Origin of the sequence: Tropicimonas aquimaris (assembly GCF_042676185.1) — a bacterium.
GTDB lineage: Bacteria > Pseudomonadota > Alphaproteobacteria > Rhodobacterales > Rhodobacteraceae > Tropicimonas > Tropicimonas aquimaris.
Map to the genome: position 1 here is coordinate 10,681 of NZ_JBHTJT010000002.1, position 19,060 is coordinate 29,740.

Genomic DNA, 19,060 nt, shown 5'->3' on the forward strand with positions numbered 1-19,060 from the left:
ATAAACGCTACTCTCGTCGGGCCGATCATGGGCGATATCAATGATGACGGCCTCGATGATATCCTTATCGGGTCGTCTTGGACGACCGACCGGGTGGACGGCGCTTTCATATACCTATCAGATGGCGAGGGTGTGTGGACACGCAGCTACCTCGACGTGGGCGTTCCGGTTTCCAACCTCAATGGTTTGGCAATTGACGACGTCAATGGAGACGGTTTGACCGACCTTGTTGCAACCACCTGGATTGGTGGCTCTAACCCAGGGGGAGGCTTCGCAGTGTTTTCCGCCGAAGATCCATGGGATAGTAGAGTTTCCGGTGATGATCGAGACAACAAACTCAAGGGCGGAAAAGGAGACGACCTGATCCAGTCCGGCGCAGGCAATGACAACGTGCTCGCGAAACAAGGTGACGACGAAGTCCGCGCAGGAGATGGTGACGATCTCGTCAACGGCCAAGACGGGAACGATCACCTCTACGGCGATGAAGGCAACGACATCATCAACGGCAATGACGGCGACGATATCGTCTACGGTGGCGCGGGTTCGGACGTAGTTCATGGCAACGGCGGGAACGATCTGGGGCGCGGGGGAGTTGGCAACGACAGGCTGTCTGCCGGCACCGGTGATGACACCTTCTTCGGACAGGATGGTGATGATGCGCTTAGTTTCGATGGCGCCGGCGAGGACATCATGGTCGGCGGGGCCGGAGATGACGCCTTCATATGGAGCCAGTCCAGCGATGGAGGAGATGCATCGATTGACGTCATCGTCGGAGACGAGCATCTCAGGCTACGCTTGATCACCGACGATGGCCTTGAAATCGACGAAATGGCTTATGATACGAGCCAAGGGTTCGACACGGCCAACTTCCATGTTGTTGATCTTGCTACGGCATCTGCTCTGGAAGCCGAGATATTGGCAGAGTACGACGGACAGACCACGGCACAACTTGACACGATCGGTGTGACAATCGCTGAAATCGACCTGATCCGTATCTACGTCGATGGGTATGCTGGCTTGTTCGCTGAGTTGGGAAGCTTCGATTTCTCGGCATAGAGCGCTCCGGGACGTCAGCGTCGAACCGAGCAGGTCGAATTGCAGCGTTGATCAAATCGTAGAATTTCCCGCTTGGAGTGATCTCCGGGCGGGGCTTCTCGCGGGTTGTTGCCGGGCTACATTAGAGAGTCACTTGCCTGCGGACGAACTTATGCGAACGGCTGTTGCAAGAATGCCCCGCCGCTGAGTTGATGGCGGTCACCAGATTATATTGTGGCTCACGCACGTGCTTCGTCGACATGCTGCGCTTACAAAACTTCGGCCCCGAGTGAACGGCAGCACCGCGCAGTCAGACGACCAACACGTCAGCGTGGGCGCTCGCCGTGGCCAACCCGGCAGCTTTGCCGACTTGCCGGACCTTAGCCGCAAGCGCGAAATCTCGACCGATGCGCGCGCAGCATTCGTAAGGAAGGGCGGAGACCGGACTTTGGCCGCTGTAGCTGTAATGGTCTGAAAAAGGCGGCCGGGTACAGGAACCTCACTCGGCTCCCAAAGTCCCAAGGGCGTCGGCCAGCTTGGACCGGCGCTTCTCCGACGCGTAGGGCGTCGAGGCCAGGAAACTGTCAATCGTAAAGCCAGGCTTCAGGACGCTGGCAGCCGCAAGTGCGGCCTTGCCTCGATCCTTGTCATCTAATTCGGCGTAGACCGCGGCCAGAGTTACCAAGGCGGGCAAAAAGCCGGGGGTCTGTTCCACGGTTTGTGCCAATAGCAGTTGCGCCGCCTCGTAGTCCCCTAGCTGGAAATGAATATGCCCCTCGATCCAGTGGTAGCTCGCCGGGTGATGCGGATGAAGGCGCTTGGCGTGCTGAATCGCTTCAAGTGCCTCACTTAGATTCCCACCATATACCCCTGCTTCGGCCAGTATCGCGTAGCCATCCGCGAAGTTTCGGTTCAGCCGGATCGAGTGGCGCGCAGCGGCGAGCGCCTTGTCATGTTCACCGATGGCCAGATTCAGGATCCCAAGAGCGAAATAGGCATTGGGCAAATCGGGATGAAGTTGGATTGCCGTGACCGCTGCCTCGAGGCCCTTGCGAACAGAGCTACGCTCCGGGTCACCCGAATAGTTGAACATGGAATCCCGCCCGTGGGCGACCGCGATGTATGCATGGGCGCGTGCATAGTTCGGATCGAGTTCCAAGGCGCGATGGAAATACTCGATTGCCAGGCGATTGCCGGCGGCTGAATTTTCGCGCAGTGGCTCGAGGCCGCGTAACAACATGAAATAGGCATCGGGCGCGACACGGGAGGGCGCATCCTCCGACTGAAGTGTCAAAGACAGCGCCTCCACGATCGCGCGCGTGACGTCTTCCTGTACGTCAAATGGGTCTTGCCGAACCCGGTCAAAACGCTCGGCCCAGACATTGGTGCCCTCGTACGGATCGATCAGAGATACGTTAATGCGAACCCGCTCACCCGAGTGGCGTACGGTTCCCCGCACCAGGTAGCGCACACCGAGATCGGTGGCGATCTCGCTGAAACCTGCTTCGGCGTCGACAAAGTCTCCGCTTGAGGCGTAGGCGATAACCGTCAGATCCGTGACCTTGGAGAGATCGGTGGTCAAATCCTCGCTCAGACCGTCGCCGAAATACTGCAACTCCGCTCCGCCGCCGAGATTGACGAATGGAAGCACGGCGAGGGTTTTTTCGGGAACGATCCTGGGTGGAACGATCACGTCTCCGGCGTCGAGGGTTTCGCGCGGGCTCCAAAACTGCCAGACCGCCGCCCCGGCCGAAACCGCCACTATCACTGTGAGCGCCACAACCCGCATGGCTCGTTTTGCCGGTGATCCAGCCTGCGGCATTCGCGCCGCTGTCAGCCGGTAGCCAACCTTGGGATATGTTTCGACCGCTTGTTTACCGAGTACCCGGCGGATGTCCGCGATGCATTGGATCAGGGAATCGTCCGTGATTGCGACCCCTTTCCAGACCTTCGTGATGAGATCGTCCCGTGACACCACCTTTCCATTGTTCGCGGCCAGAACCGCCAGGACGTCGGAGGACTGCCGCCGCAAACGTATCGGGGTTCCGTTGGCGTCGGTCAAAGAACCTGACGCAATGTCGTACTGACACTGGCCGATCAGCAGGATCTTGGATTTCGGGTCGATTTCGGGCTTCATTCAGGACTTTTCAGCGCGTTTTCCGTCACCAGTTTAAGCGGTTTCCGACGTCATAGCCACGGACGTCGAAACGCTCTAATCTTTAACGGGAGGCTCCCATGTTCCAACTTTCCTTGATCCGCAGCGGCCTTTTCAGCGCATTTCTTGCCCCTGCCACAGCAATGGCCGGCCAGTATGTTGTCGAACTGGACGCTCCGTTCGAAGCACCAACGCACTCAGTCATGCAGCAACACGGGTGGAGTGTTGACGAAACCCTTTCGGCCGGCGCCGACAGTTACGTGGTCGTCAGCGTGGAGAACGAAGACGCCGTGCGCGATCTGATGCGGGCGGCGTCCGCCACACCGGAAAAGATCACTGAGGTCCTCTTCATCAATTCACCAACGGTTGGCGGCGGCCAGCCTGCTGGCGCTCAACTCCGCGATGGGCACCAAGTGTACGTAATCGAACGCCCAATTCCGGGCGTCGGGTTCTTCGGACTGGAAAAGAAACAGAAGATCTCCAAGGGGTCGAACGCCGCAATCGCCAAGCTCGGCGACACCATCGAGTGGGACCATTCCTATCTTACTGGCGAAGGCACCTACTGCGTCTACAGGGCCGATAGCCCTGAAACGCTGCGCGAACACGGCGCGCTCGCCGGAGCGCCGATCGGGAAGATCACTCCGGTACGGCAAAAGCTGAACTGAGGCGTCGGAGGCGATGATTTCGTCGGGTTGCCACTCCTTCGGTACGTCGGGGTGGCTCCCAAGTATCGGCCGGGATTTGCGGCGGCGGTTGCGCGACCGATAGGTAGGGAAGCGCGCGTTGCCGACCATATTTGACGTCGTGCATTTGCCAGCAAGGACACGTTATCGCCAATCACAGTGTACCTCACGATTGTCGGTTAACTGCCGTTCAGGTCGGTCTAACACCATTCTGCAAATGCGAATCGCCATACTCGGGGAATGACAGGAATGCGCAGGTAGCTGAACCGTCACCCAAGTGACGGCTCTGCGTCGATGTCGGCCCGCGAGAGCCGCAGGTCCGATGAAACTGCTCGGATCTCCGCCTCCCGGAAGGCTAACCTCATCATTGACCTGCGTTCGTTTCAACGATGAAGGTCATCGGGTAGCATTCGTTTGGGGTTGCCTCGGGCACCTTTCACCTGTCTGCGCGTCGCGGCGCCGTGAGGGGCGTTTTGAACCCAAAGTTTGACCAATGCGATTTGAGTTGCGTCAACGCGCCAAAGGGTTTCGCCGGTTAGTCTATCGAAATGCTACTTTTCTGCATGGGAGGCGATCATGAAGTGCTTGCCGGCGCTACTTGCGATGCTCGTGACGATTTCTTCAGTGATAGGTCAAGTTCATGCACAGGAGGTCATTTTTCTCATTCGACATGCTGAGCGCGACTGGAGTTCCTCTGACGCGGGCCTGGTGGATGCAGGGCGCGAGCGCGCAGTAGGTTGGGCAGAGGTGCTTTCCGATGCCAACCTAGACGTCATCGTAACGAGTGAGATGATGCGAACTCGGGAGACCGGTGCGCTGATCGCGAGCGTGCTGAAACTGCCTACAATAGAGGTTCCAAGGTCCGACCACGAAAAACTGCTGCGACTACTGAAGACTGAATTCTCGGACGATAGAGTGCTGATTGTCGGTCACTCATCAACGGTTCCGCAAATCGTCCAGCGTCTGGGACACCCCATGTTATTCCACATAGCCAAGTCCGACTATAACGACCTCTTTGTTGTGGAACCCTCCGGCCAGAAACCGCCCAGTGTCATACGTCTGAACGTGGAGTGAGCTGGCGTTCGCATGAATTCACCGACCGTTGGCAACAGGCTCATTATTGGCAATCGTCGCGCCGACTATGAATGGCAGCTTTCGGTTCGGGAAGATGCTGCGGATGCGAAGCGCGTTGGTCGCATGGAAGTCTGGTTAGCGCAATCAGCGGACCACCCCGACCTTTAGCACGTTGCTGAACAAAAAAGCGCCGGGGCAAAGGACACTGCACCCGGCGCTTACGATGATACTATTCTTTGGCAGCGAACGAACAATGCCGACGCTATACTCGGTCTGAGTCAGAAATGTGAACAGTCGGCGACAATTCGAAGAAATGACCCCGGTGCGGCGGCAACCGCAACCGGGGCCTGGGGGGCCGTAAGTGGTTTCCAAAAACGCAACAGTTGTAGAAATCTTCTGCAAAGGAAGCGAATTTGTCAACAATCGTGTGTGTCGAACAACGAAAACCCCGGCGCAGCACTAACTGCAGCCGGGGCCGAACCCTGGTCAGGCTCCACTCAACTTCCACATTCTTTTAACCCGAACCGGCGCCTCTGGGCAAGGTCGATTGCCCGCAGGACGCATGCCAGCACGTCCTACAAGCGAGGGCTGGCGGCATGATCCACGAAGCCGTTCTCTCCGATATCGGTCGGGCTGCGGTGGACTATGCCAAGCGCGGCTGGCACGTCTTTCCGGCTCCGGCAGGCAAGAAGCAATCCTTCGAGTCCGCGGCCAACAACGACGGCCGGCGGTGGGGATGCACCAACGACCCCAAATAGGCGATGGCGCTGTTTGCCAAGTACCCCGACGCGAACCTCGGCATCGCCACGCAGGAAAGCGCATATTCGTTATCGACTGCGACGCCAAAGGCGACGTCGATGGCGTGACCTGGTTGGCGGAGCAGAGGCAGCAGCACGAGGACTGGCCGGACACAATCGAGGCACAAAGCCCGAGCGGGCCCTGGCACGTCTGCTTCAGATACCCTGAAGACTTCGACCCGAAGACCTGCCAGGGCCAAGTGGCACCGGGAGTGGATATCCGCGCACATGGCTGGATGGTAATTGCTCCTCCGAGAGTGAAGGCAGGCGCCAGCAGGCCCTACCGGTCGAAGAAACCCGCCGGGAATGCTCGAGGTGGCCGAGGCGTCGCAGTGGATCCTGGACCTGCTGCCTCGCCGGGAAGAGCAGAAGGCCAGCGGCAATGCCGACCACTTCGACTTCAATACGGGCGGCGTCTGGCGCGGCGTCGAGGATTGCCCATCGGGAGCAGGCTAACGCCGTCGCATTTGACGGTATCGCCATCGACGGCGTTTAGGGAAAGGCTGATGAGGATGGCTATCGGCTTTATGGAGGCTGCGAAGCGGCATAATGCGGGCATTCCCTGTAGCGCTCTGCCGGGGCCGTGGGGAGAGGGATTTGACCACACCGTTTCGAGCACTAGTGTTTTTCGAATATTGAAGAGCCAATTTTCGAAACTAAGCCCAGCCTGCTGTTTGAGTGGCAGCAGGTCTGGCATTTTCTTATGTTACGGCTGAACCCGGCATGGCTTCAGATGCGCCCGGGGGCGCTCAACCGGGACGTGCTGCCGCGCCGGGTCAACGAAATAACGCCCCATGGCGGAGGGGGTAACTCCGCCGCCGGCCCCGCTCCTGCGCGGCGTCGCGCCTTGCCACTCCGCTTTGCCGCCCGCCCCGCTACAAGGCCGTTCTAGAGGCCATCTCGCGTTTTTGGCACCTTGTTGCCCTAGTCGAAGGCTGGGATGCCCACAGAAACGGCTCTTAGGGGCGCGTAGGGTTGGGTGCGTCGTCAATCATTTTTGTCGAGGCTCTTCGGTGGGCCAAAGTCGGCCTCCAATTCTTCCCGTTCGGATATCGCTTCGTTCATCCAGAGAAAATCATTGATGCGCCTTTCCAAGTCTGCTTGCACCTGCCCGACGATGGATTGCAGCGCCCGCTTCATTTCGGGGCTGAACACGACGGGCGGAGGCGGTGGCCCCTCGTCCACCAATTCCGCCCGCGCGTCGGCCGGCGTGTAATCGTTCGGGTCGCCCATATCGATGATGAACCGCGGGCGCAGATGCTCCTCCAGTGCGTGAACGATCTCGGCATTCATGCTGCGGTTGTTCTTCGCGGCCTTCGCCTTGATGTGGTCGCGCATGCCGTCCGGCAGGCGGACGATGAACTTATCTTGGGTCTGTGGCGTGTTTTCGCTCATGCTGGCAATAAGCCACATTCCACGCTTGACGCAATACTGGCATTACGCCATTAGTGGCACATAGCCACTGGAGAGTCGCATGACCCGCAGACCGCTGCAGCTTCGCCTGCCACCCGAATTGAAGGATTGGATCGCGCACCAGGCGCAGAGGAACAACGCCAGCCAGAATTCCGAGATAGTCCGCGCCGTTCGTGAGCGCATGGAACGCACCGAGCGCGAGTTGACCCGCATGGAGGCCAGCCAATGAGTGCCCGCGTAGATCCGCTTCCTGGCCTTGTGGCCGAATGGGAAGCCCACAAGGCCGCTTCCGAGGCGTCCGACGACGACGACGACGGCTCGCTTTGGTGGGCGTGCCACGACGCCGAGCGGGCGGTTTGCAGCACGGTCGCATCGAGCCTGGAAGCGCTGGCGGCGCAGTCACGTTTCGTCCGGTCGGAAGTGGGTGACGCCATCCGCGCCGAGTGGTCGGCATCGAGCAACCGGGTCGTCGAAAACTTCTGCCTTGCCATCGAGGCCTTCGCCGGGCGCGACAGCTAAGACATGTCGCGATCCCCTGCCCCTCAGATGCCCACTCGGCACCAAATCGAAGAGGCGCACAAGACGGTGGCCGGGCTGCACCCCGGCGTTCGCGTCAAGAGCGTAGGGCCGGATGGCATCGTGTTTGAGTATCCTGACGGAAAGCCCCCCGCCCATAACGTTTGGCGGGGCAAACCCTTTTCCGATGGAGCCTCATGAAGAAACCGCCTTTCCTCAGATCAAAATTGCGCCGCGGACGCTGGTTTCACACCTACCGCCGCGGCGGCAAGGAGATCGCGCTCGGTGTGCATGGCCTGCACCCGACTGACCCGCAGGTGTTTGCCGCCTACTGCGCCGAACACGCCCGCTGGCAACATCGCCCGCCGGGCACGGACTCGCCAAAAGCCGGCACCTTCGCTTGGGCCGTGGACCTCTTCAAGTCGTCCCCCCGGTGGGATGGTCTAGCCCCGTCCACCCGGAAAAACAAAGAGGCTATCCTCCGCCGATACGTCGCCGTCCAGGGCGCCCGGCCGTTGAACAGCATCACCCGCGAAGACCTGGAAGCAGCGCTCTATTCGAAGGGTGGGTGGGCTGCGGTGAACGAACTGAAAGCGCTGCGACCCGTTTTCCAACATGCCCACAAGTTGCGTTTCATTCCTTCCGACCCGACCCGTGGTCTGGAAATTGAGCGTCCCGAGTCCCAGGGCTTCCCGACGGCCGACCCCGACGACATTGCACGCTTCCAAGAGCGCTGGCCGATTGGCACGACGCAGCGATTGGTATTCGACCTCGCGCTCTATACCGGCGCCTCCCGCGTGGATCTGGCACAACTGAGCCGCGCGAACCTCGACGACGGCCTACTTACCTACACCCGGCAAAAGACCGGCAAGACGGCCTACGTTCCGCTCACATCAGAGTTACGGTCGGTGATCGCCAGAACACCGGACATTGCCCCCGCGTTGTTGCTCACATCATTCGGCAGGCCATTTGCCCCCGCCGGGCTTGGCAATTTCTTTGCCGAAGCAACAACCGCGGCCGGCGTTTCCTTCCGGCTGCACGGGCTGCGCAAGGCGTTCTGCGTCTATTGGGCCGAGCAGGCAAAAACCACGCATCAGATCGCGGCGATGGCCGGGCACATGACCCTTTCCGAAGTCGAGCGCTACACCCGCGATGCCGACCGCAAACGAATGATCCGCCTGCTGATAGGGGATTCGTGATTTGGGACACACAACCCAAAAATGGGACACGCAGCAACAAGCCTATGAAAAGAAAGGTGCAAAATGGCAATCGAGCAAGAGTGGCGATCCCACGAGGACTCGAACCCCGAACCTGCTGATTAGAAGTCAGCTGCTCTATCCAGTTGAGCTATGGGACCGCTTCGCCCCTTTTGCGCAGCGGCGCGGACGATTTCAAGCCTCTGCGGCGGGTGTTTCCCTTTTCGCAGCTTTGGCGTAGCATTGAACGAAGTTCACGAGGATTCCATGAGCGCAAAGACCGATGCCCGACGCGACGCCCTTCGTACCTGCCTGGTCGATATCGCCGAGCGGCAGATCTCCGAAGCCGGGCTGGGCGCGCTCAAGGCTCGAAGACTTGCGACGGAGGCGGGCTGTTCGGTCGGGGCGATCTACAACGTCTTCAGCGACCTGAACGAGCTGACCATGGCCGTGAACGGGCGCACTTTCCGGCGGCTAGGCGCAGCGATCGAGGCGGATCTGGCGGACGTGCCAGGAGCCAGCCCGCAGGAGCGGCTGGTTGTGATGTCGATCGCCTATTTGCGTTTCGCGTCCGAGAATGAGCACCTATGGCGCTGCCTGTTCGACCTGCGGGTGACGGAACTCGATGCCGTCCCGGCGTGGTATCTCGCGGCGCTCGAAGACCTGTTCGCGGTGATCGGCGGCCCGCTCCGGGAAATCTTCCCCGACCTTTCGGCGACGGATATCGCGCTCATGACCCGCGCTCTCTTCTCTTCGGTCCACGGGATCGTGTCGCTCGGGCTGGAGCAGCGCATCTCCGGGGTGCCGCGGCCTCAGATCGAACGGATGATCGAGTTGATCCTGTCGAACCTCACCGCGCAGAGCGCAGCGGTCTGACGGGCCCCGCCGTCTTTCAGTGCGTCCAGGCGCCACGCCGGTTGGTGGCGAAATTCTCGCCATAGCCATTCGGACGGATCACCGGCTTGCGTTTCTTGGGCTCGACCAGCGTGAAATCGAGGCCCTTCTCGCGGGCATAATCCAAGGCGGCTTCCTTGGTGTCGAACCGCAGGCGGACCTGGCTGCTCACATCGGTGCCGCCGGGCCATCCCATCAGCGGATCGATCTCGGCTCCATCGGCAGGGACGATTTCCAGCAGCCATATCTTGGTCTTGCCGGTGCCGGATTGCATGGCGTTCTTTGCCGGTTGGTAGATTCTCGCGCGCATGGATCGTCCTCCTTGGCCTCAAGTCTCCTTGGCCTCAAGGAGATTTACCGCCAAGCACATCGGGGCTGCAAGGGTCCAATCGACGCCGCCGAGGGCAGCGGCTGCCGGCCAGCAACGGCGTGCGGGGTTTGGGGGTGGGTCGCAGTGGAGGCCGGCAACCTGTCTGCTGCGTAGGAGGATGGTGCGAAACTTTTTCCGAATCGGCAACAATAAATGCCATTTCAGGCAGATTGCTTCCGACTTAAGTCAAAAAACACACCTTATAGCGCTCAAGCTTGCACCAAAGCCGCGATTGGCTCCGAAAACGACGGCCAAGTCTCGTGGGAAACGGATTGGTCCCGGGTTGTCTCTCCTTTTGCCGCCACACCTCCCCAAAAAACGGAACTGGCGACTTCGTGATCGCGGAAAGGCTCCGTGGCCGCATCAGGCACCGGGAAAGAATTTGCACTTTCCTGCCGTCCGTCCGAAAAGAACAAAAGCAGACCGTGCCGCAGCCAGACGAGTCGCCCATGCCCTATGCCCATTCCGACAAGACCGCGCCCGTGCTGAACAGCCCGGCGCCCAACGTCCGCATCCGGGAGAAACTCGAGGGCGGAAAGCGCTTTATCATGCATGCGGACTTCGAACCCGCCGGCGACCAGCCGACGGCGATTGTCGAGCTATCGCATGGCCTGCGCGACGGCGAGCGCGACCAGGTGCTGCTCGGCGCCACCGGCACTGGCAAGACCTTCACCATGGCGAAGGTGATCGAGGAAACGCAGCGACCGGCGATCATCCTTGCCCCCAACAAGACACTGGCAGCCCAGCTCTACGGCGAGTTCAAGCACTTCTTCCCGGAGAACTCGGTCGAGTATTTCGTCAGCTATTACGACTACTACCAGCCCGAAGCTTACGTGCCGCGCTCGGACACCTATATCGAGAAGGAAAGCCAGATCAACGAGCAGATCGACCGGATGCGCCACTCCGCGACACGGGCGCTTCTGGAGCGCGACGACGTGATCATCGTCGCCTCGGTCTCCTGCATCTACGGCATCGGCTCGGTCGAGACCTACGGGGCGATGACGCAGGATCTGCACGCCGGCAAGGAATACGACCAGCGCAAGGTGATCGCTGATCTCGTGGCCCAGCAGTATCGCCGCAACGACCATGCGTTCCAGCGCGGCTCGTTCCGGGTCCGCGGCGACGTGCTCGAAATCTGGCCAGCGCACCTCGAAGACCGCGCCTGGCGCGCGTCGTTCTTTGGCGAGGAACTGGAGAGTCTGACCGAGTTCGATCCGCTGACCGGCGAGAAGACGGACACGTTCGAACGGATCCGGATCTACGCCAACTCGCACTACGTGACGCCCAAGCCGACGATGAAACAGGCGATCGAGGGCATCAAGAAGGAGCTGAAGCTGCGCCTCTCCCAACTGGTCGACGAGGGCAAGCTGCTGGAGGCGCAGCGGCTGGAACAGCGTACGAACTTCGACCTCGAGATGCTGGAGGCCACCGGCGTCTGCAACGGCATCGAGAACTACTCGCGGTACCTGACGGGGCGCGCGCCGGGCGAGCCGCCCCCCACCTTGTTCGAATTCATCCCCGATCACGCCATCGTCTTCGCCGACGAGAGCCACGTCTCCGTGCCGCAGATCGGCGGCATGTACCGCGGCGACTACCGGCGCAAGTTCACCTTGGCCGAGCACGGCTTCCGTCTGCCTTCGTGCATGGACAACCGCCCGCTCAAGTTCGAGGAATGGGACGCGATGCGACCGCAGTCGGTCTTCGTTTCCGCCACGCCGGCGGCGTGGGAGCTGGAGCAGACCGGCGGTGTCTTTACCGAACAGGTGATCCGCCCGACCGGGCTGCTCGACCCGGAGGTGGAGATCCGACCGGTCGAGATGCAGGTGGACGACCTGCTGGATGAGATCCGGAAGGTCACCGCCAATGGCTTCCGCACCCTCGTCACCACGTTGACCAAGCGCATGGCGGAGGATCTGACCGAGTACCTGCACGAGCAGGGCATCAAGGTCCGCTATATGCACTCCGACATCGACACCATCGAACGGATCGAAATTCTGCGCGACCTGCGCCTCGGCGCTTTCGACGTACTCGTGGGCATCAACCTGCTGCGCGAAGGCCTCGACATCCCCGAATGCGGGCTGGTGGCGATCCTCGACGCGGACAAGGAAGGCTTCCTGCGCTCCGAGACCTCGCTGATCCAGACCATCGGCCGCGCCGCCCGCAACGCCGAAGGCCGGGTGATCATGTATGCCGACCGGATCACCGGCTCGATGGAGCGCGCGCTGAAGGAAACCGAACGCCGGCGCGCCAAGCAGATCGCCTACAACCAGGAGCACGGCATCACGCCGGAGACTATCCGCAAGAACGTCGATGACATCCTGCAGGGGCTCTACAAGGGCGACGCCGACATGGCCCGGGTCACCGCGACCATTGACAAGCCGATGCACGGCGCGAACCTCGAGGCTCATCTCGATGGGCTCCGCGATCAGATGCGCAAGGCGGCAGAGAACCTCGAGTTCGAGGAGGCGGCCCGGCTCCGCGACGAGATCAAGCGGCTGGAAGCCATCGACCTCGCCATCGCCGATGACCCGCTGGCTCGCCAGTCCGCCATCGAAGCGGCCGGCGAGGCGGCGGTGGCCGGCAGGGGCAGGTCCACGGCGGGCCGGCCCGGGCAACGCGGCGGCAATGTAAAAAGGAGGAAATCGAAATGAGATCGACCTTGGCCGCACTTCTGACCGTCACCGCGCTTCCCGCTTCGGCGAACAACATCGCAATGTGCATGGACACAGGCGCCAATGAAGCGGTCTACACATGCGCAGCCGCAACTCTCGCCGAACAGGTCGACCCCGAAGAACTTGCCCGCTACGACGCCATCTCCTTGGCCTTTGTGGAGTACCGCTCCGAGGGTCTCGGGTGGGTCGACGCCTGGGACGGGGCCGTCGCAGCGGTGGCCGAACGCGAAGGAACGGCCGCCAAAACCTTGCAGAGGGCGATGGATCCGGTCGGCCAGGCCCATAGCGACTCAATCAAGGCGTGTTAATGATGCGACATTGAATCCGCGGGCCGTCGATTGCCCGGCGCGAGACAATTGGGTCAAATCAAGCGAAAACCGTTAATCCTTATGTCATTTCCGCGCCATGAAAGCCGGAAAGCCCACACCTCAACGATTTGATTTTTAACAGAAAATCTTGAATCCGCTACCAGGAAGTTCGTTTCCGCATGGTCAGAGTTCATGATCTTGCCGGAGTTCGCGGAAAAAAAGCCACACACACTTGTTGCGATGAATGGGCGAACCGACTCAACCGGTGGTGGAGTTGAGACTTGGTGCTTGGTCCACCACCTTTACGGCGATTGGAGGACACCCATCATGCCGACAAAAAGTATTACCGTTACCCCATACGATGGCGCCTTGCTGTCTCTGAATTTGCTTTCCGACGATCCCACGATTCTTCTGGGTGATATGGACTCTGAGATCCAAGGCACCCTCAGAGACGGCAACGGCACGATGTCGTCGGACGACGACGGGCTCTCGCTCTTCAACGGGGACGCGCTGACCTATGTCGGCTCCGGCACCTTCGAGCCCGGCGTCACCGTTGCCGGCCTGCACGTCCCGACCGGCGCGGCGGTGAACGTGGTCGTCTTCACCGCAGGTGGTCAGACCTTCCTGCACTTCCCGGACGACAAGCCCAACTTTACAGGCGCACTCGTCGCCGCACTGGACATCTCGGACGCACCACACGAATTGTTCGAGAATCCCTACCGCGGCACCGGTTTCGACGACACATATCACGGTGACTTCCTCAACAACGAGATGACCGGTTCGGCTGGGGCAGACATCCTGTCCGGTCGCGACGGTGAAGACTATCTGAGCGGCGGGCGGGGCGACGACCGCCTGTTTGGCGGCAGAGACGACGACGCGCTCCACGGCAGCAAGGGGAACGACTTCCTGCGTGGCGGAACCGGCAACGACCGGCTTGTTGGCGGCATGGGCAACGATGTCATGCGAGGCGACTTCGGCCGTGATACCTTTGTCTACCACGACGGCCGCGACAGGATCTTGGATTTCGAGGACGATGCGGACAGCATTGTCCTGAAGGTCTCGGGCGTCACCGGCATGACGGCAGAAGAGGCAATCGACGAGTTCGGCAAGCAGAGAGGCGACAATGCGGTGTTGAACTTCGGAGACGGCAACCGGCTCGTTGTAGTCGACACCGATCTAGGAAGCCTTGCCGACGACCTCATCGTGTAAACGCCCCATCGGGGCGGGAACCGGATGGCCTCCAAGGCCCTGCCCGTCACGCCTGAAAAGGCAAGACGTCCCGGCCCGGACAGTTTTCCCGGGCTGGGCATTTCCCGAAACCAGCCTGCGGCATGAAGTATCAACCAGTAATCGAGCGACGACGGGAAGCGCCACACCCACGCCACATTCTTGCCAATTTCTTGGTGCCACATCGCCCCATGAACAAACGGACGGCAGTGCGAATGTCCAGCAAGGACCAGACCGCAGTGCCGAAAACGGGCTGAATGATGCCCGGAATTGAGGAGGCGCAGCAATGGCGATCGCAGTACTTCTGATTTCGACCTCTATCGCCTTTTTCGCAGCTCTCGTCTTTGCGCTGGCCGGTCAGGGCGTATTGGCGATTATAGCCGCCTTCTGCATTTCCGGCTGGGTTGCATCCATCGTCCTCACGATAGTTATGGTGGCGCGCGCCTCTGTCCCTCAGACCGACTCCGGCGACGACGACCGCCAGCCCGTCACGGCCTGAAGCCCGGATTTTCGGACAGTCTTCAAGCATGTCGCCACTGCGCCGGCTGATCAGGACGTTGAGCCTGGGCTGGTGAACTGGTGAATATATGACACTCTGGCCGGTTTCTGCTCCAGCAGGCCCGGACGTTTTCCTGTTGGCCTCAACCAGCGTAAGACGCTGGCAAGAAATCGACCGGGATCGGCGCCCTCCTCGCGGCGCTGAAAACCGGAAAATCCTCACCGCCATTAACCGAACGACAAGACTTTTCGTGGAAAGGTTGCAACACCGGCCCACAACCGGTCCGCGCTTCGGAGACCTGGTATGATCATTGGCGTCACGCTGCTTTCATCATGTGCTGGAATCATTGCGGCCGTCTGCATTGGAATTGGTGGCGCAGGCTGGCTTGCGATCGTGACGAGCTATCTCCTTGCCGGATGGATATCCGCCATCGCGCTTGTTGCATTCGTGGTGGTCCGAGACCTGCTCTCCGGAAGTGGCCCTGCCGCACCAGGTGGCGCAGGTGCGGAAACGACAGCCTACGCGCTTGATCCGGCGCTCCGGGATGTGCAGGGGCGCAACCCTTCGCCTCAAAGCGTCCGTAGCCTCCACGCCTAAAGCACTTGTTAACCAAGCTGAGGAAGGCTGAGGATATGCGTTCCCTGAGCCTACTCCCGCTGATTGTTCTCGCGATGATCATGGCGCTGCCTGTAACGGCAGGCGGTGCCTGGCCACGCGGCAAGGGCCAGGTCTTTGCCTCCCTATCCTGGACGACGTTCGGTGACATGGAGGGTTATCTCGCGCAGGTCTCGCAACCGATCGTCGAGGGCACCCGCATCGTGCTTGAAAACGAGCTTGCCCTCTACGCGGAGGTCGGCATGAGCGAACGCCTGACTTTCGGCATCGATCGCCACAATCGCCCAGCGAACGGCACCGGCGCGTCGATCTGGTTTCTGCGAAGCAGCCTCGGCGATCTCTCCTGGCAAAATCGCTACGCTGTCGAGATCGGGTTCGGGGCGGTTCAGGACTGGCGCGGTCTGGACGACACCATCATGCGGACCGGGTTCGCCTGGGGCCGGGGCTTTTCGACCCGATGGGCAAACGGCTGGCTCGATATGGACGCCAAGGCGGGTTGGCAGATGGAGGCCGAAGAGGGTCACTGGAAGCTCGACACCACGTTCGGCCTCACGCCCGGCGAGAAAAATCTCGTCTACCTCCAGATGCAAACCGGCGGGATCGACAGCGCTCCTGCCTACCTCCGCGCCGTGCCGACCTATGTTCGTCGCCTGGGCCGTGGCCTCAGCATTGAATCCACACTGCAACTCGGCATCCACAACGATGACGCACAGGGTGTGAAGATCGGCACATGGTTCGAGTTCTGAGATGCGGTTGTTGGAAAGGTGCTGTCCCTTTCGAACTCCGGGACTGGTAAGGTCAAACTCGCAAGGCAGCACGGATGGAACGAGCCCATGACACCCCAAGCGGCACAGAGCCAGTATGGCAGTGGTCAGGGCCTGCCTTGCGGCGGAGGCGGTCGGATCCTCGTACCTTACGATATCGCCGGCGCAAGCCACGATCTCCAGATCGAGTGGATGGCAGAAGGCGCCCAATGGGCCGGCGGCATCGTGTTCGACTTCATCAAGCCTGTCGTTCCTTTCACGCAGGGAAGCTTTTCCATCGAGGTCCGGAATGACCCGGCAATCGCATGAACCGCCCAGGGCCCACCACACCGTCGAAGAGCGCGTTGCGGCCCTGGTTCTGGGCGCAGCGGTCTGGCCGGGCGAACTCCCGTCCCCAACCCTCGACCGGAGGGCCCGCAAGGGTGCGGCTCTCTGGCGGGAGGGCCATGTTCATCTGGTGATCGGCTGTGGCGGCGTCGGTCATCATCCACCCAGCGAGGCCGAGATGATCCGGCGCATCTGCGAGACGGAAGGCGTGCCCGGACCGGCATTGCGGTGCGAGGAGGCCTCGACCAGCACCTACCAGAACATCGCCTTCGCATTGCCGATCCTTCGCGAGGAAGGTGTCGCCCGCATCGTGATCGTGACCGACGCCTACCATGCTCCCCGTGCCGCGCTCGTTGCACACCGGTTCGGCCTCAGCTACCGCACCGCAACGCCCGTACCTTCCGGAACCCAAGGGTGGAAGCGCCTGCGGTCGGCCCTGAGGGAAGTGCCAGCCTTCCTGTATTACCTGATCAGGCCCGGGGGACCTGGCTGATCAGCGCACGACCATGACCGCGCAATTCGCATGGCGGACGACATGCGCCGCAGTGCTTCCCAGAACGTAATCCTGTAGTCCGGGACGGTGGCTCTGGATGACGATGCAATCGGCCTTCATCCGGCTTGCCTGGTCGAGAATGCTACGTCCGGCATGCCCTTCCAGCAGGAGCGCATTGCCGTTGGGGAGATCTTCCCCGAGCCGACTCAGTTCGGCGTGAATACCGTCGCGCGTGGCGCGCATCAGGTCTTCCGGAATGTAGTGGATCGCATAGGCCGGCACATGTTCTATCACGTGCAGCAGCGTCACGGTCGCATCTTTGGCAGCCAGTGTCTTTGCCACGCTCAGAGCAGCGTTCGGTTTGCTGTCGCCGTCGAACGCAATCGGCACGAGGATGTTGTGGTACATCATTCGCCTCCCGCAACTTGCCCGGGCCATCCTCCCGCGAATTAGGCCGCGGCGCATTGATTCAGGTCACTCCAGAGCTGCCGGCTCAGGCGACTGGCGGAAAACAGCCTGCGCACAGCGGCCTGGCCGCGTCAGCAATCCTGCCCGGAGACGGGTCGCTCGGCCGCTATGGCCGGATCATCGAGATAGTCGATGCCGCCCATCCCGCCCGCTACGGCCTGTTTCCCTGTCGGAGGGACCCCATCGAGCGACTGAATTGGCCGCGCGCAGGCCTCCTTGCAATCTGGCGAAGCCTGCGCCCACTCCGCGTTCAAGAGATCCGCGCGCCCATCTCCTTGCGCCATGCCTGCGCTTGGCAGTGCAACGAGCAATATGGCCATCAGGCCAGAGGTCAGAATACGCATGGAAACCTCCTCGGCTTTGAAGAGCCGCAGCACCGCGTTCCGATCCCGGGGACGCCAAGCATCGCTCAGACATGCCGGACAAAGGGCGAGTGGGACGGCGCGTCCGGCAGGAGCCGCCCCTCGGCATCGAAATCGGCATCACGGTTGAAGGGCCAGAGCGGGCGCTGCTCCAACCCTGCCAGTAGGTCCGTCTGCCCGGCGAGCGTCGCCGACAGCCGCTGCTCCAGCGCAAGCCGCTGCGGCGGCTCGTGAAAGCCATGCACGGAATGGACCGAGACCGGCTCGTAGACGTCGAAGCCGCAATAGCGCAACGTTTGCGCCAACGGCCAGAGAAGCAGGCGAAGGTCGCCCTCGCGCCCGTCAGGCCTGCATTCGACGGCGCTGCACCCGGTCGAGACACAGATCAGCGCCCGCTTGCCGCGGCAGGGCCCGCGGTCGAACCGCGCATCCTCGGCATGCATGACCCCGTGCACCAGCGCGCGATCCATCCAGCCTTTCAGGATGGCGGGAGGACCGAACCACCAGATCGGGAAGTGCAGGATCAACAGATCTGCACGTTTGATCCGCGAAACCTGCTCGACAAGATCGGATGGCAAGGCACCGCGGGCTGCCGCGTCCTGCTGGACCTTCAGAGGGTCGAAACGCCGTTCGGCAATGTCGGCCGTGTCATAAAGCGTCCCGCGCTCCGCGGGATCGAAACCAAGCGCGTAGAGATCGGAATGCTCCGCCACACCTCCAAGCGCGCGGACCGCATCGACAGAGGCGCGAGCCCAGCCCGCGGTAAAGGATTGCGGCTCCGGGTGGGCGGAGACGATATGAGCATCAGTCACCGTGCATCGCTCAGCCGTAGCTCGCGACCACGTCGTACATCACCGGCTCGAAGCTGCGGCACAGCTCGTGCAATCGGCGGCTTCGCGCTCGCATCTCGTCACTGCGCAGCATCGCCTGGAAATCCTCCCGCCGTTCCCATTGCGAGTAATTGGCGATCCGGGTCTGGGCGTCGTTCACATGCACGCCGGCGCCGATGAAGCCGGGCTGATGCGAGATGAAGTTTTCGTAGGCGTCCTCGAGTTCGTCGAGCAGGTCCTGACAGGTGCCGGGTGTCATCTCGAAGGTGGTAATGACGGTCTGGACCGTGTTGGCGTTGGAAATCGTGGGCATTTCACTCTCCTGACGGTAGGAAGAGACTACCACGCAATGAATACCGAGA

24 protein-coding genes, 1 tRNA gene and 1 pseudogene (1 of these 26 cut by a window edge) are annotated in these 19,060 nt (G+C 61.2%); 18 read left to right on the top strand and 8 right to left on the bottom strand.

Translation table 11 applies throughout. The features are described 5' to 3' along the window. Positions 1-1,056, top strand: the 3' portion of a protein-coding gene (locus tag ACFQ2S_RS00060) for an FG-GAP-like repeat-containing protein (protein WP_386071688.1). Its footprint begins 699 nt before the window's first position; 1,056 of the gene's 1,755 nt are visible here — the last part of the coding sequence; its start codon lies beyond the left edge, outside the window; its stop codon occupies positions 1,054-1,056. Positions 1,057-1,534: 478 nt separating this feature from the next. Here the strand turns inward: ACFQ2S_RS00060 and ACFQ2S_RS00065 are convergent, their stop codons facing one another. Continuing rightward, positions 1,535-3,172, bottom strand: a complete 1,638-nt coding sequence (locus ACFQ2S_RS00065) for a winged helix-turn-helix domain-containing tetratricopeptide repeat protein (protein WP_386071689.1) — start codon at positions 3,170-3,172, stop codon at positions 1,535-1,537. A gap of 98 nt (positions 3,173-3,270) precedes the next feature. Here ACFQ2S_RS00065 and ACFQ2S_RS00070 point away from each other — a divergent pair, with 98 nt between their 5' ends. The 5 genes and pseudogenes from ACFQ2S_RS00070 to ACFQ2S_RS00090 all read left to right on the top strand — a co-directional run bounded on the left by ACFQ2S_RS00070 (position 3,271) and on the right by ACFQ2S_RS00090 (position 6,200). Further along, the gene (locus ACFQ2S_RS00070) at positions 3,271-3,855 is read left to right on the top strand and encodes a nickel-binding protein (protein ID WP_386071690.1); all 585 of its coding nucleotides are present in this window, start codon (positions 3,271-3,273) and stop codon (positions 3,853-3,855) included. A gap of 594 nt (positions 3,856-4,449) precedes the next feature. Then, positions 4,450-4,947 (top strand): SixA phosphatase family protein, encoded by a 498-nt coding sequence (locus tag ACFQ2S_RS00075; RefSeq protein ID WP_386071692.1) that lies wholly within the window; start codon positions 4,450-4,452, stop codon positions 4,945-4,947. A 596-nt stretch (positions 4,948-5,543) separates the two neighbouring features. Continuing rightward, positions 5,544-5,705, top strand: coding sequence for a hypothetical protein (locus tag ACFQ2S_RS00080; protein ID WP_386071693.1), 162 nt, complete (start codon positions 5,544-5,546; stop codon positions 5,703-5,705). Continuing rightward, positions 5,684-6,025, top strand: a pseudogene (locus ACFQ2S_RS00085) (bifunctional DNA primase/polymerase); the annotation flags it as partial. The gene ACFQ2S_RS00080 and the pseudogene ACFQ2S_RS00085, both read left to right, overlap by 22 nt. A gap of 25 nt (positions 6,026-6,050) precedes the next feature. Further along, entirely contained in the window at positions 6,051-6,200 is a 150-nt protein-coding gene (locus ACFQ2S_RS00090) for a hypothetical protein (protein ID WP_386071984.1), read from the top strand. Positions 6,201-6,731: 531 nt separating this feature from the next. On the opposite strand, the gene ACFQ2S_RS00095 is transcribed toward ACFQ2S_RS00090, so the two are convergent. Next, the gene (locus tag ACFQ2S_RS00095; RefSeq protein WP_386071695.1) at positions 6,732-7,157 is read right to left on the bottom strand and encodes an Arc family DNA-binding protein; all 426 of its coding nucleotides are present in this window, start codon (positions 7,155-7,157) and stop codon (positions 6,732-6,734) included. A 61-nt stretch (positions 7,158-7,218) separates the two neighbouring features. Here ACFQ2S_RS00095 and ACFQ2S_RS00100 point away from each other — a divergent pair, with 61 nt between their 5' ends. The 3 genes from ACFQ2S_RS00100 to ACFQ2S_RS00110 all read left to right on the top strand — a co-directional run bounded on the left by ACFQ2S_RS00100 (position 7,219) and on the right by ACFQ2S_RS00110 (position 8,872). Continuing rightward, positions 7,219-7,386 (top strand): Arc family DNA-binding protein, encoded by a 168-nt coding sequence (locus tag ACFQ2S_RS00100; protein WP_386071696.1) that lies wholly within the window; start codon positions 7,219-7,221, stop codon positions 7,384-7,386. After that, entirely contained in the window at positions 7,383-7,676 is a 294-nt protein-coding gene (locus ACFQ2S_RS00105; RefSeq protein ID WP_386071698.1) for a hypothetical protein, read from the top strand. Before ACFQ2S_RS00100 ends, ACFQ2S_RS00105 begins: the two co-directional genes overlap by 4 nt. A 194-nt stretch (positions 7,677-7,870) precedes the next feature. Continuing rightward, positions 7,871-8,872 (top strand): tyrosine-type recombinase/integrase, encoded by a 1,002-nt coding sequence (locus ACFQ2S_RS00110; RefSeq protein WP_386071700.1) that lies wholly within the window; start codon positions 7,871-7,873, stop codon positions 8,870-8,872. Positions 8,873-8,953: 81 nt separating this feature from the next. Here the strand turns inward: ACFQ2S_RS00110 and ACFQ2S_RS00115 are convergent. After that, positions 8,954-9,030, bottom strand: a tRNA-Arg gene (locus ACFQ2S_RS00115). Positions 9,031-9,136: 106 nt separating this feature from the next. Here ACFQ2S_RS00115 and ACFQ2S_RS00120 point away from each other — a divergent pair. Further along, positions 9,137-9,745, top strand: a complete 609-nt coding sequence (locus ACFQ2S_RS00120; RefSeq protein ID WP_386071701.1) for a TetR/AcrR family transcriptional regulator — start codon at positions 9,137-9,139, stop codon at positions 9,743-9,745. Positions 9,746-9,761: 16 nt separating this feature from the next. On the opposite strand, the gene ACFQ2S_RS00125 is transcribed toward ACFQ2S_RS00120, so the two are convergent. Further along, positions 9,762-10,073 carry an ETC complex I subunit gene (locus tag ACFQ2S_RS00125; RefSeq protein ID WP_386071702.1) on the bottom strand — a complete coding sequence of 104 codons (312 nt, stop codon included), beginning with the start codon at positions 10,071-10,073 and terminating at the stop codon, positions 9,762-9,764. Between the two features lie 509 nt (positions 10,074-10,582). On the opposite strand from ACFQ2S_RS00125, the gene uvrB reads away from it, so the two are divergent. The 8 genes from uvrB (at position 10,583) to ACFQ2S_RS00165 (ending at position 17,038) form a co-directional block, all read left to right on the top strand. After that, positions 10,583-12,784 carry an excinuclease ABC subunit UvrB gene (gene uvrB / locus ACFQ2S_RS00130; protein WP_386071704.1) on the top strand — a complete coding sequence of 734 codons (2,202 nt, stop codon included), beginning with the start codon at positions 10,583-10,585 and terminating at the stop codon, positions 12,782-12,784. Further along, positions 12,781-13,113 carry a hypothetical protein gene (locus ACFQ2S_RS00135; RefSeq protein ID WP_386071705.1) on the top strand — a complete coding sequence of 111 codons (333 nt, stop codon included), beginning with the start codon at positions 12,781-12,783 and terminating at the stop codon, positions 13,111-13,113. Before uvrB ends, ACFQ2S_RS00135 begins: the two co-directional genes overlap by 4 nt. A 327-nt stretch (positions 13,114-13,440) precedes the next feature. Beyond that, entirely contained in the window at positions 13,441-14,322 is an 882-nt protein-coding gene (locus tag ACFQ2S_RS00140) for a calcium-binding protein (protein WP_386071707.1), read from the top strand. 304 nt (positions 14,323-14,626) lie between these two features. Continuing rightward, complete coding sequence (locus tag ACFQ2S_RS00145; RefSeq protein WP_386071708.1) at positions 14,627-14,839, top strand: hypothetical protein; 213 nt, start codon at positions 14,627-14,629, stop codon at positions 14,837-14,839. A 303-nt stretch (positions 14,840-15,142) separates the two neighbouring features. Continuing rightward, on the top strand, positions 15,143-15,436 hold the full coding sequence (locus tag ACFQ2S_RS00150) for a hypothetical protein (RefSeq protein WP_386071710.1): 294 nt from the start codon (positions 15,143-15,145) through the stop codon (positions 15,434-15,436). Positions 15,437-15,471: 35 nt separating this feature from the next. Then, a complete protein-coding gene (locus ACFQ2S_RS00155) occupies positions 15,472-16,200 on the top strand; it encodes a hypothetical protein (protein WP_386071712.1) in 729 nt (242 codons plus the stop codon). An 87-nt stretch (positions 16,201-16,287) separates the two neighbouring features. Beyond that, positions 16,288-16,527: a hypothetical protein gene (locus ACFQ2S_RS00160; RefSeq protein ID WP_386071713.1), complete on the top strand. Its 240-nt coding sequence runs from the start codon at positions 16,288-16,290 to the stop codon at positions 16,525-16,527. Continuing rightward, the gene (locus tag ACFQ2S_RS00165; RefSeq protein ID WP_386071715.1) at positions 16,508-17,038 is read left to right on the top strand and encodes a YdcF family protein; all 531 of its coding nucleotides are present in this window, start codon (positions 16,508-16,510) and stop codon (positions 17,036-17,038) included. The genes ACFQ2S_RS00160 and ACFQ2S_RS00165 overlap by 20 nt, the downstream gene beginning before the upstream one ends. Here ACFQ2S_RS00165 and ACFQ2S_RS00170 read toward each other — a convergent pair whose 3' ends face one another. From ACFQ2S_RS00170 to ACFQ2S_RS00185, 4 genes are all read right to left on the bottom strand, one after another. Then, complete coding sequence (locus tag ACFQ2S_RS00170) at positions 17,039-17,446, bottom strand: universal stress protein (protein WP_386071717.1); 408 nt, start codon at positions 17,444-17,446, stop codon at positions 17,039-17,041. 131 nt (positions 17,447-17,577) lie between these two features. After that, the gene (locus tag ACFQ2S_RS00175) at positions 17,578-17,850 is read right to left on the bottom strand and encodes a hypothetical protein (RefSeq protein WP_386071719.1); all 273 of its coding nucleotides are present in this window, start codon (positions 17,848-17,850) and stop codon (positions 17,578-17,580) included. 65 nt (positions 17,851-17,915) lie between these two features. Further along, entirely contained in the window at positions 17,916-18,680 is a 765-nt protein-coding gene (locus ACFQ2S_RS00180) for an NAD(P)H-dependent oxidoreductase (protein WP_386071721.1), read from the bottom strand. 10 nt (positions 18,681-18,690) lie between these two features. Beyond that, positions 18,691-19,011 carry an antibiotic biosynthesis monooxygenase family protein gene (locus ACFQ2S_RS00185; RefSeq protein ID WP_386071723.1) on the bottom strand — a complete coding sequence of 107 codons (321 nt, stop codon included), beginning with the start codon at positions 19,009-19,011 and terminating at the stop codon, positions 18,691-18,693. Between the last annotated feature and the right edge of the window lie 49 nt (positions 19,012-19,060).

Bases quoted from the DNA above. Each gene is read 5' to 3' on its own strand.
- ACFQ2S_RS00100 (WP_386071696.1), top strand. From the start codon at position 7,219: ATGACCCGCAGACCGCTGCAGCTTCGCCTGCCACCCGAATTGAAGGAT.
- ACFQ2S_RS00090 (WP_386071984.1), top strand. From the start codon at position 6,051: ATGCTCGAGGTGGCCGAGGCGTCGCAGTGGATCCTGGACCTGCTGCCT.
- ACFQ2S_RS00105 (WP_386071698.1), top strand. From the start codon at position 7,383: ATGAGTGCCCGCGTAGATCCGCTTCCTGGCCTTGTGGCCGAATGGGAA.
- uvrB (WP_386071704.1), top strand. From the start codon at position 10,583: ATGCCCTATGCCCATTCCGACAAGACCGCGCCCGTGCTGAACAGCCCG.
- ACFQ2S_RS00140 (WP_386071707.1), top strand. From the start codon at position 13,441: ATGCCGACAAAAAGTATTACCGTTACCCCATACGATGGCGCCTTGCTG.
- ACFQ2S_RS00125 (WP_386071702.1), bottom strand. From the start codon at position 10,073: ATGCGCGCGAGAATCTACCAACCGGCAAAGAACGCCATGCAATCCGGC.
- ACFQ2S_RS00120 (WP_386071701.1), top strand. From the start codon at position 9,137: ATGAGCGCAAAGACCGATGCCCGACGCGACGCCCTTCGTACCTGCCTG.
- ACFQ2S_RS00185 (WP_386071723.1), bottom strand. From the start codon at position 19,011: ATGCCCACGATTTCCAACGCCAACACGGTCCAGACCGTCATTACCACC.
- ACFQ2S_RS00075 (WP_386071692.1), top strand. From the start codon at position 4,450: ATGAAGTGCTTGCCGGCGCTACTTGCGATGCTCGTGACGATTTCTTCA.
- ACFQ2S_RS00135 (WP_386071705.1), top strand. From the start codon at position 12,781: ATGAGATCGACCTTGGCCGCACTTCTGACCGTCACCGCGCTTCCCGCT.
- ACFQ2S_RS00110 (WP_386071700.1), top strand. From the start codon at position 7,871: ATGAAGAAACCGCCTTTCCTCAGATCAAAATTGCGCCGCGGACGCTGG.
- ACFQ2S_RS00160 (WP_386071713.1), top strand. From the start codon at position 16,288: ATGACACCCCAAGCGGCACAGAGCCAGTATGGCAGTGGTCAGGGCCTG.
- ACFQ2S_RS00065 (WP_386071689.1), bottom strand. From the start codon at position 3,172: ATGAAGCCCGAAATCGACCCGAAATCCAAGATCCTGCTGATCGGCCAG.
- ACFQ2S_RS00170 (WP_386071717.1), bottom strand. From the start codon at position 17,446: ATGTACCACAACATCCTCGTGCCGATTGCGTTCGACGGCGACAGCAAA.
- ACFQ2S_RS00095 (WP_386071695.1), bottom strand. From the start codon at position 7,157: ATGTGGCTTATTGCCAGCATGAGCGAAAACACGCCACAGACCCAAGAT.
- ACFQ2S_RS00145 (WP_386071708.1), top strand. From the start codon at position 14,627: ATGGCGATCGCAGTACTTCTGATTTCGACCTCTATCGCCTTTTTCGCA.
- ACFQ2S_RS00155 (WP_386071712.1), top strand. From the start codon at position 15,472: ATGCGTTCCCTGAGCCTACTCCCGCTGATTGTTCTCGCGATGATCATG.
- ACFQ2S_RS00070 (WP_386071690.1), top strand. From the start codon at position 3,271: ATGTTCCAACTTTCCTTGATCCGCAGCGGCCTTTTCAGCGCATTTCTT.
- ACFQ2S_RS00175 (WP_386071719.1), bottom strand. From the start codon at position 17,850: ATGCGTATTCTGACCTCTGGCCTGATGGCCATATTGCTCGTTGCACTG.
- ACFQ2S_RS00165 (WP_386071715.1), top strand. From the start codon at position 16,508: ATGACCCGGCAATCGCATGAACCGCCCAGGGCCCACCACACCGTCGAA.
- ACFQ2S_RS00080 (WP_386071693.1), top strand. From the start codon at position 5,544: ATGATCCACGAAGCCGTTCTCTCCGATATCGGTCGGGCTGCGGTGGAC.
- ACFQ2S_RS00150 (WP_386071710.1), top strand. From the start codon at position 15,143: ATGATCATTGGCGTCACGCTGCTTTCATCATGTGCTGGAATCATTGCG.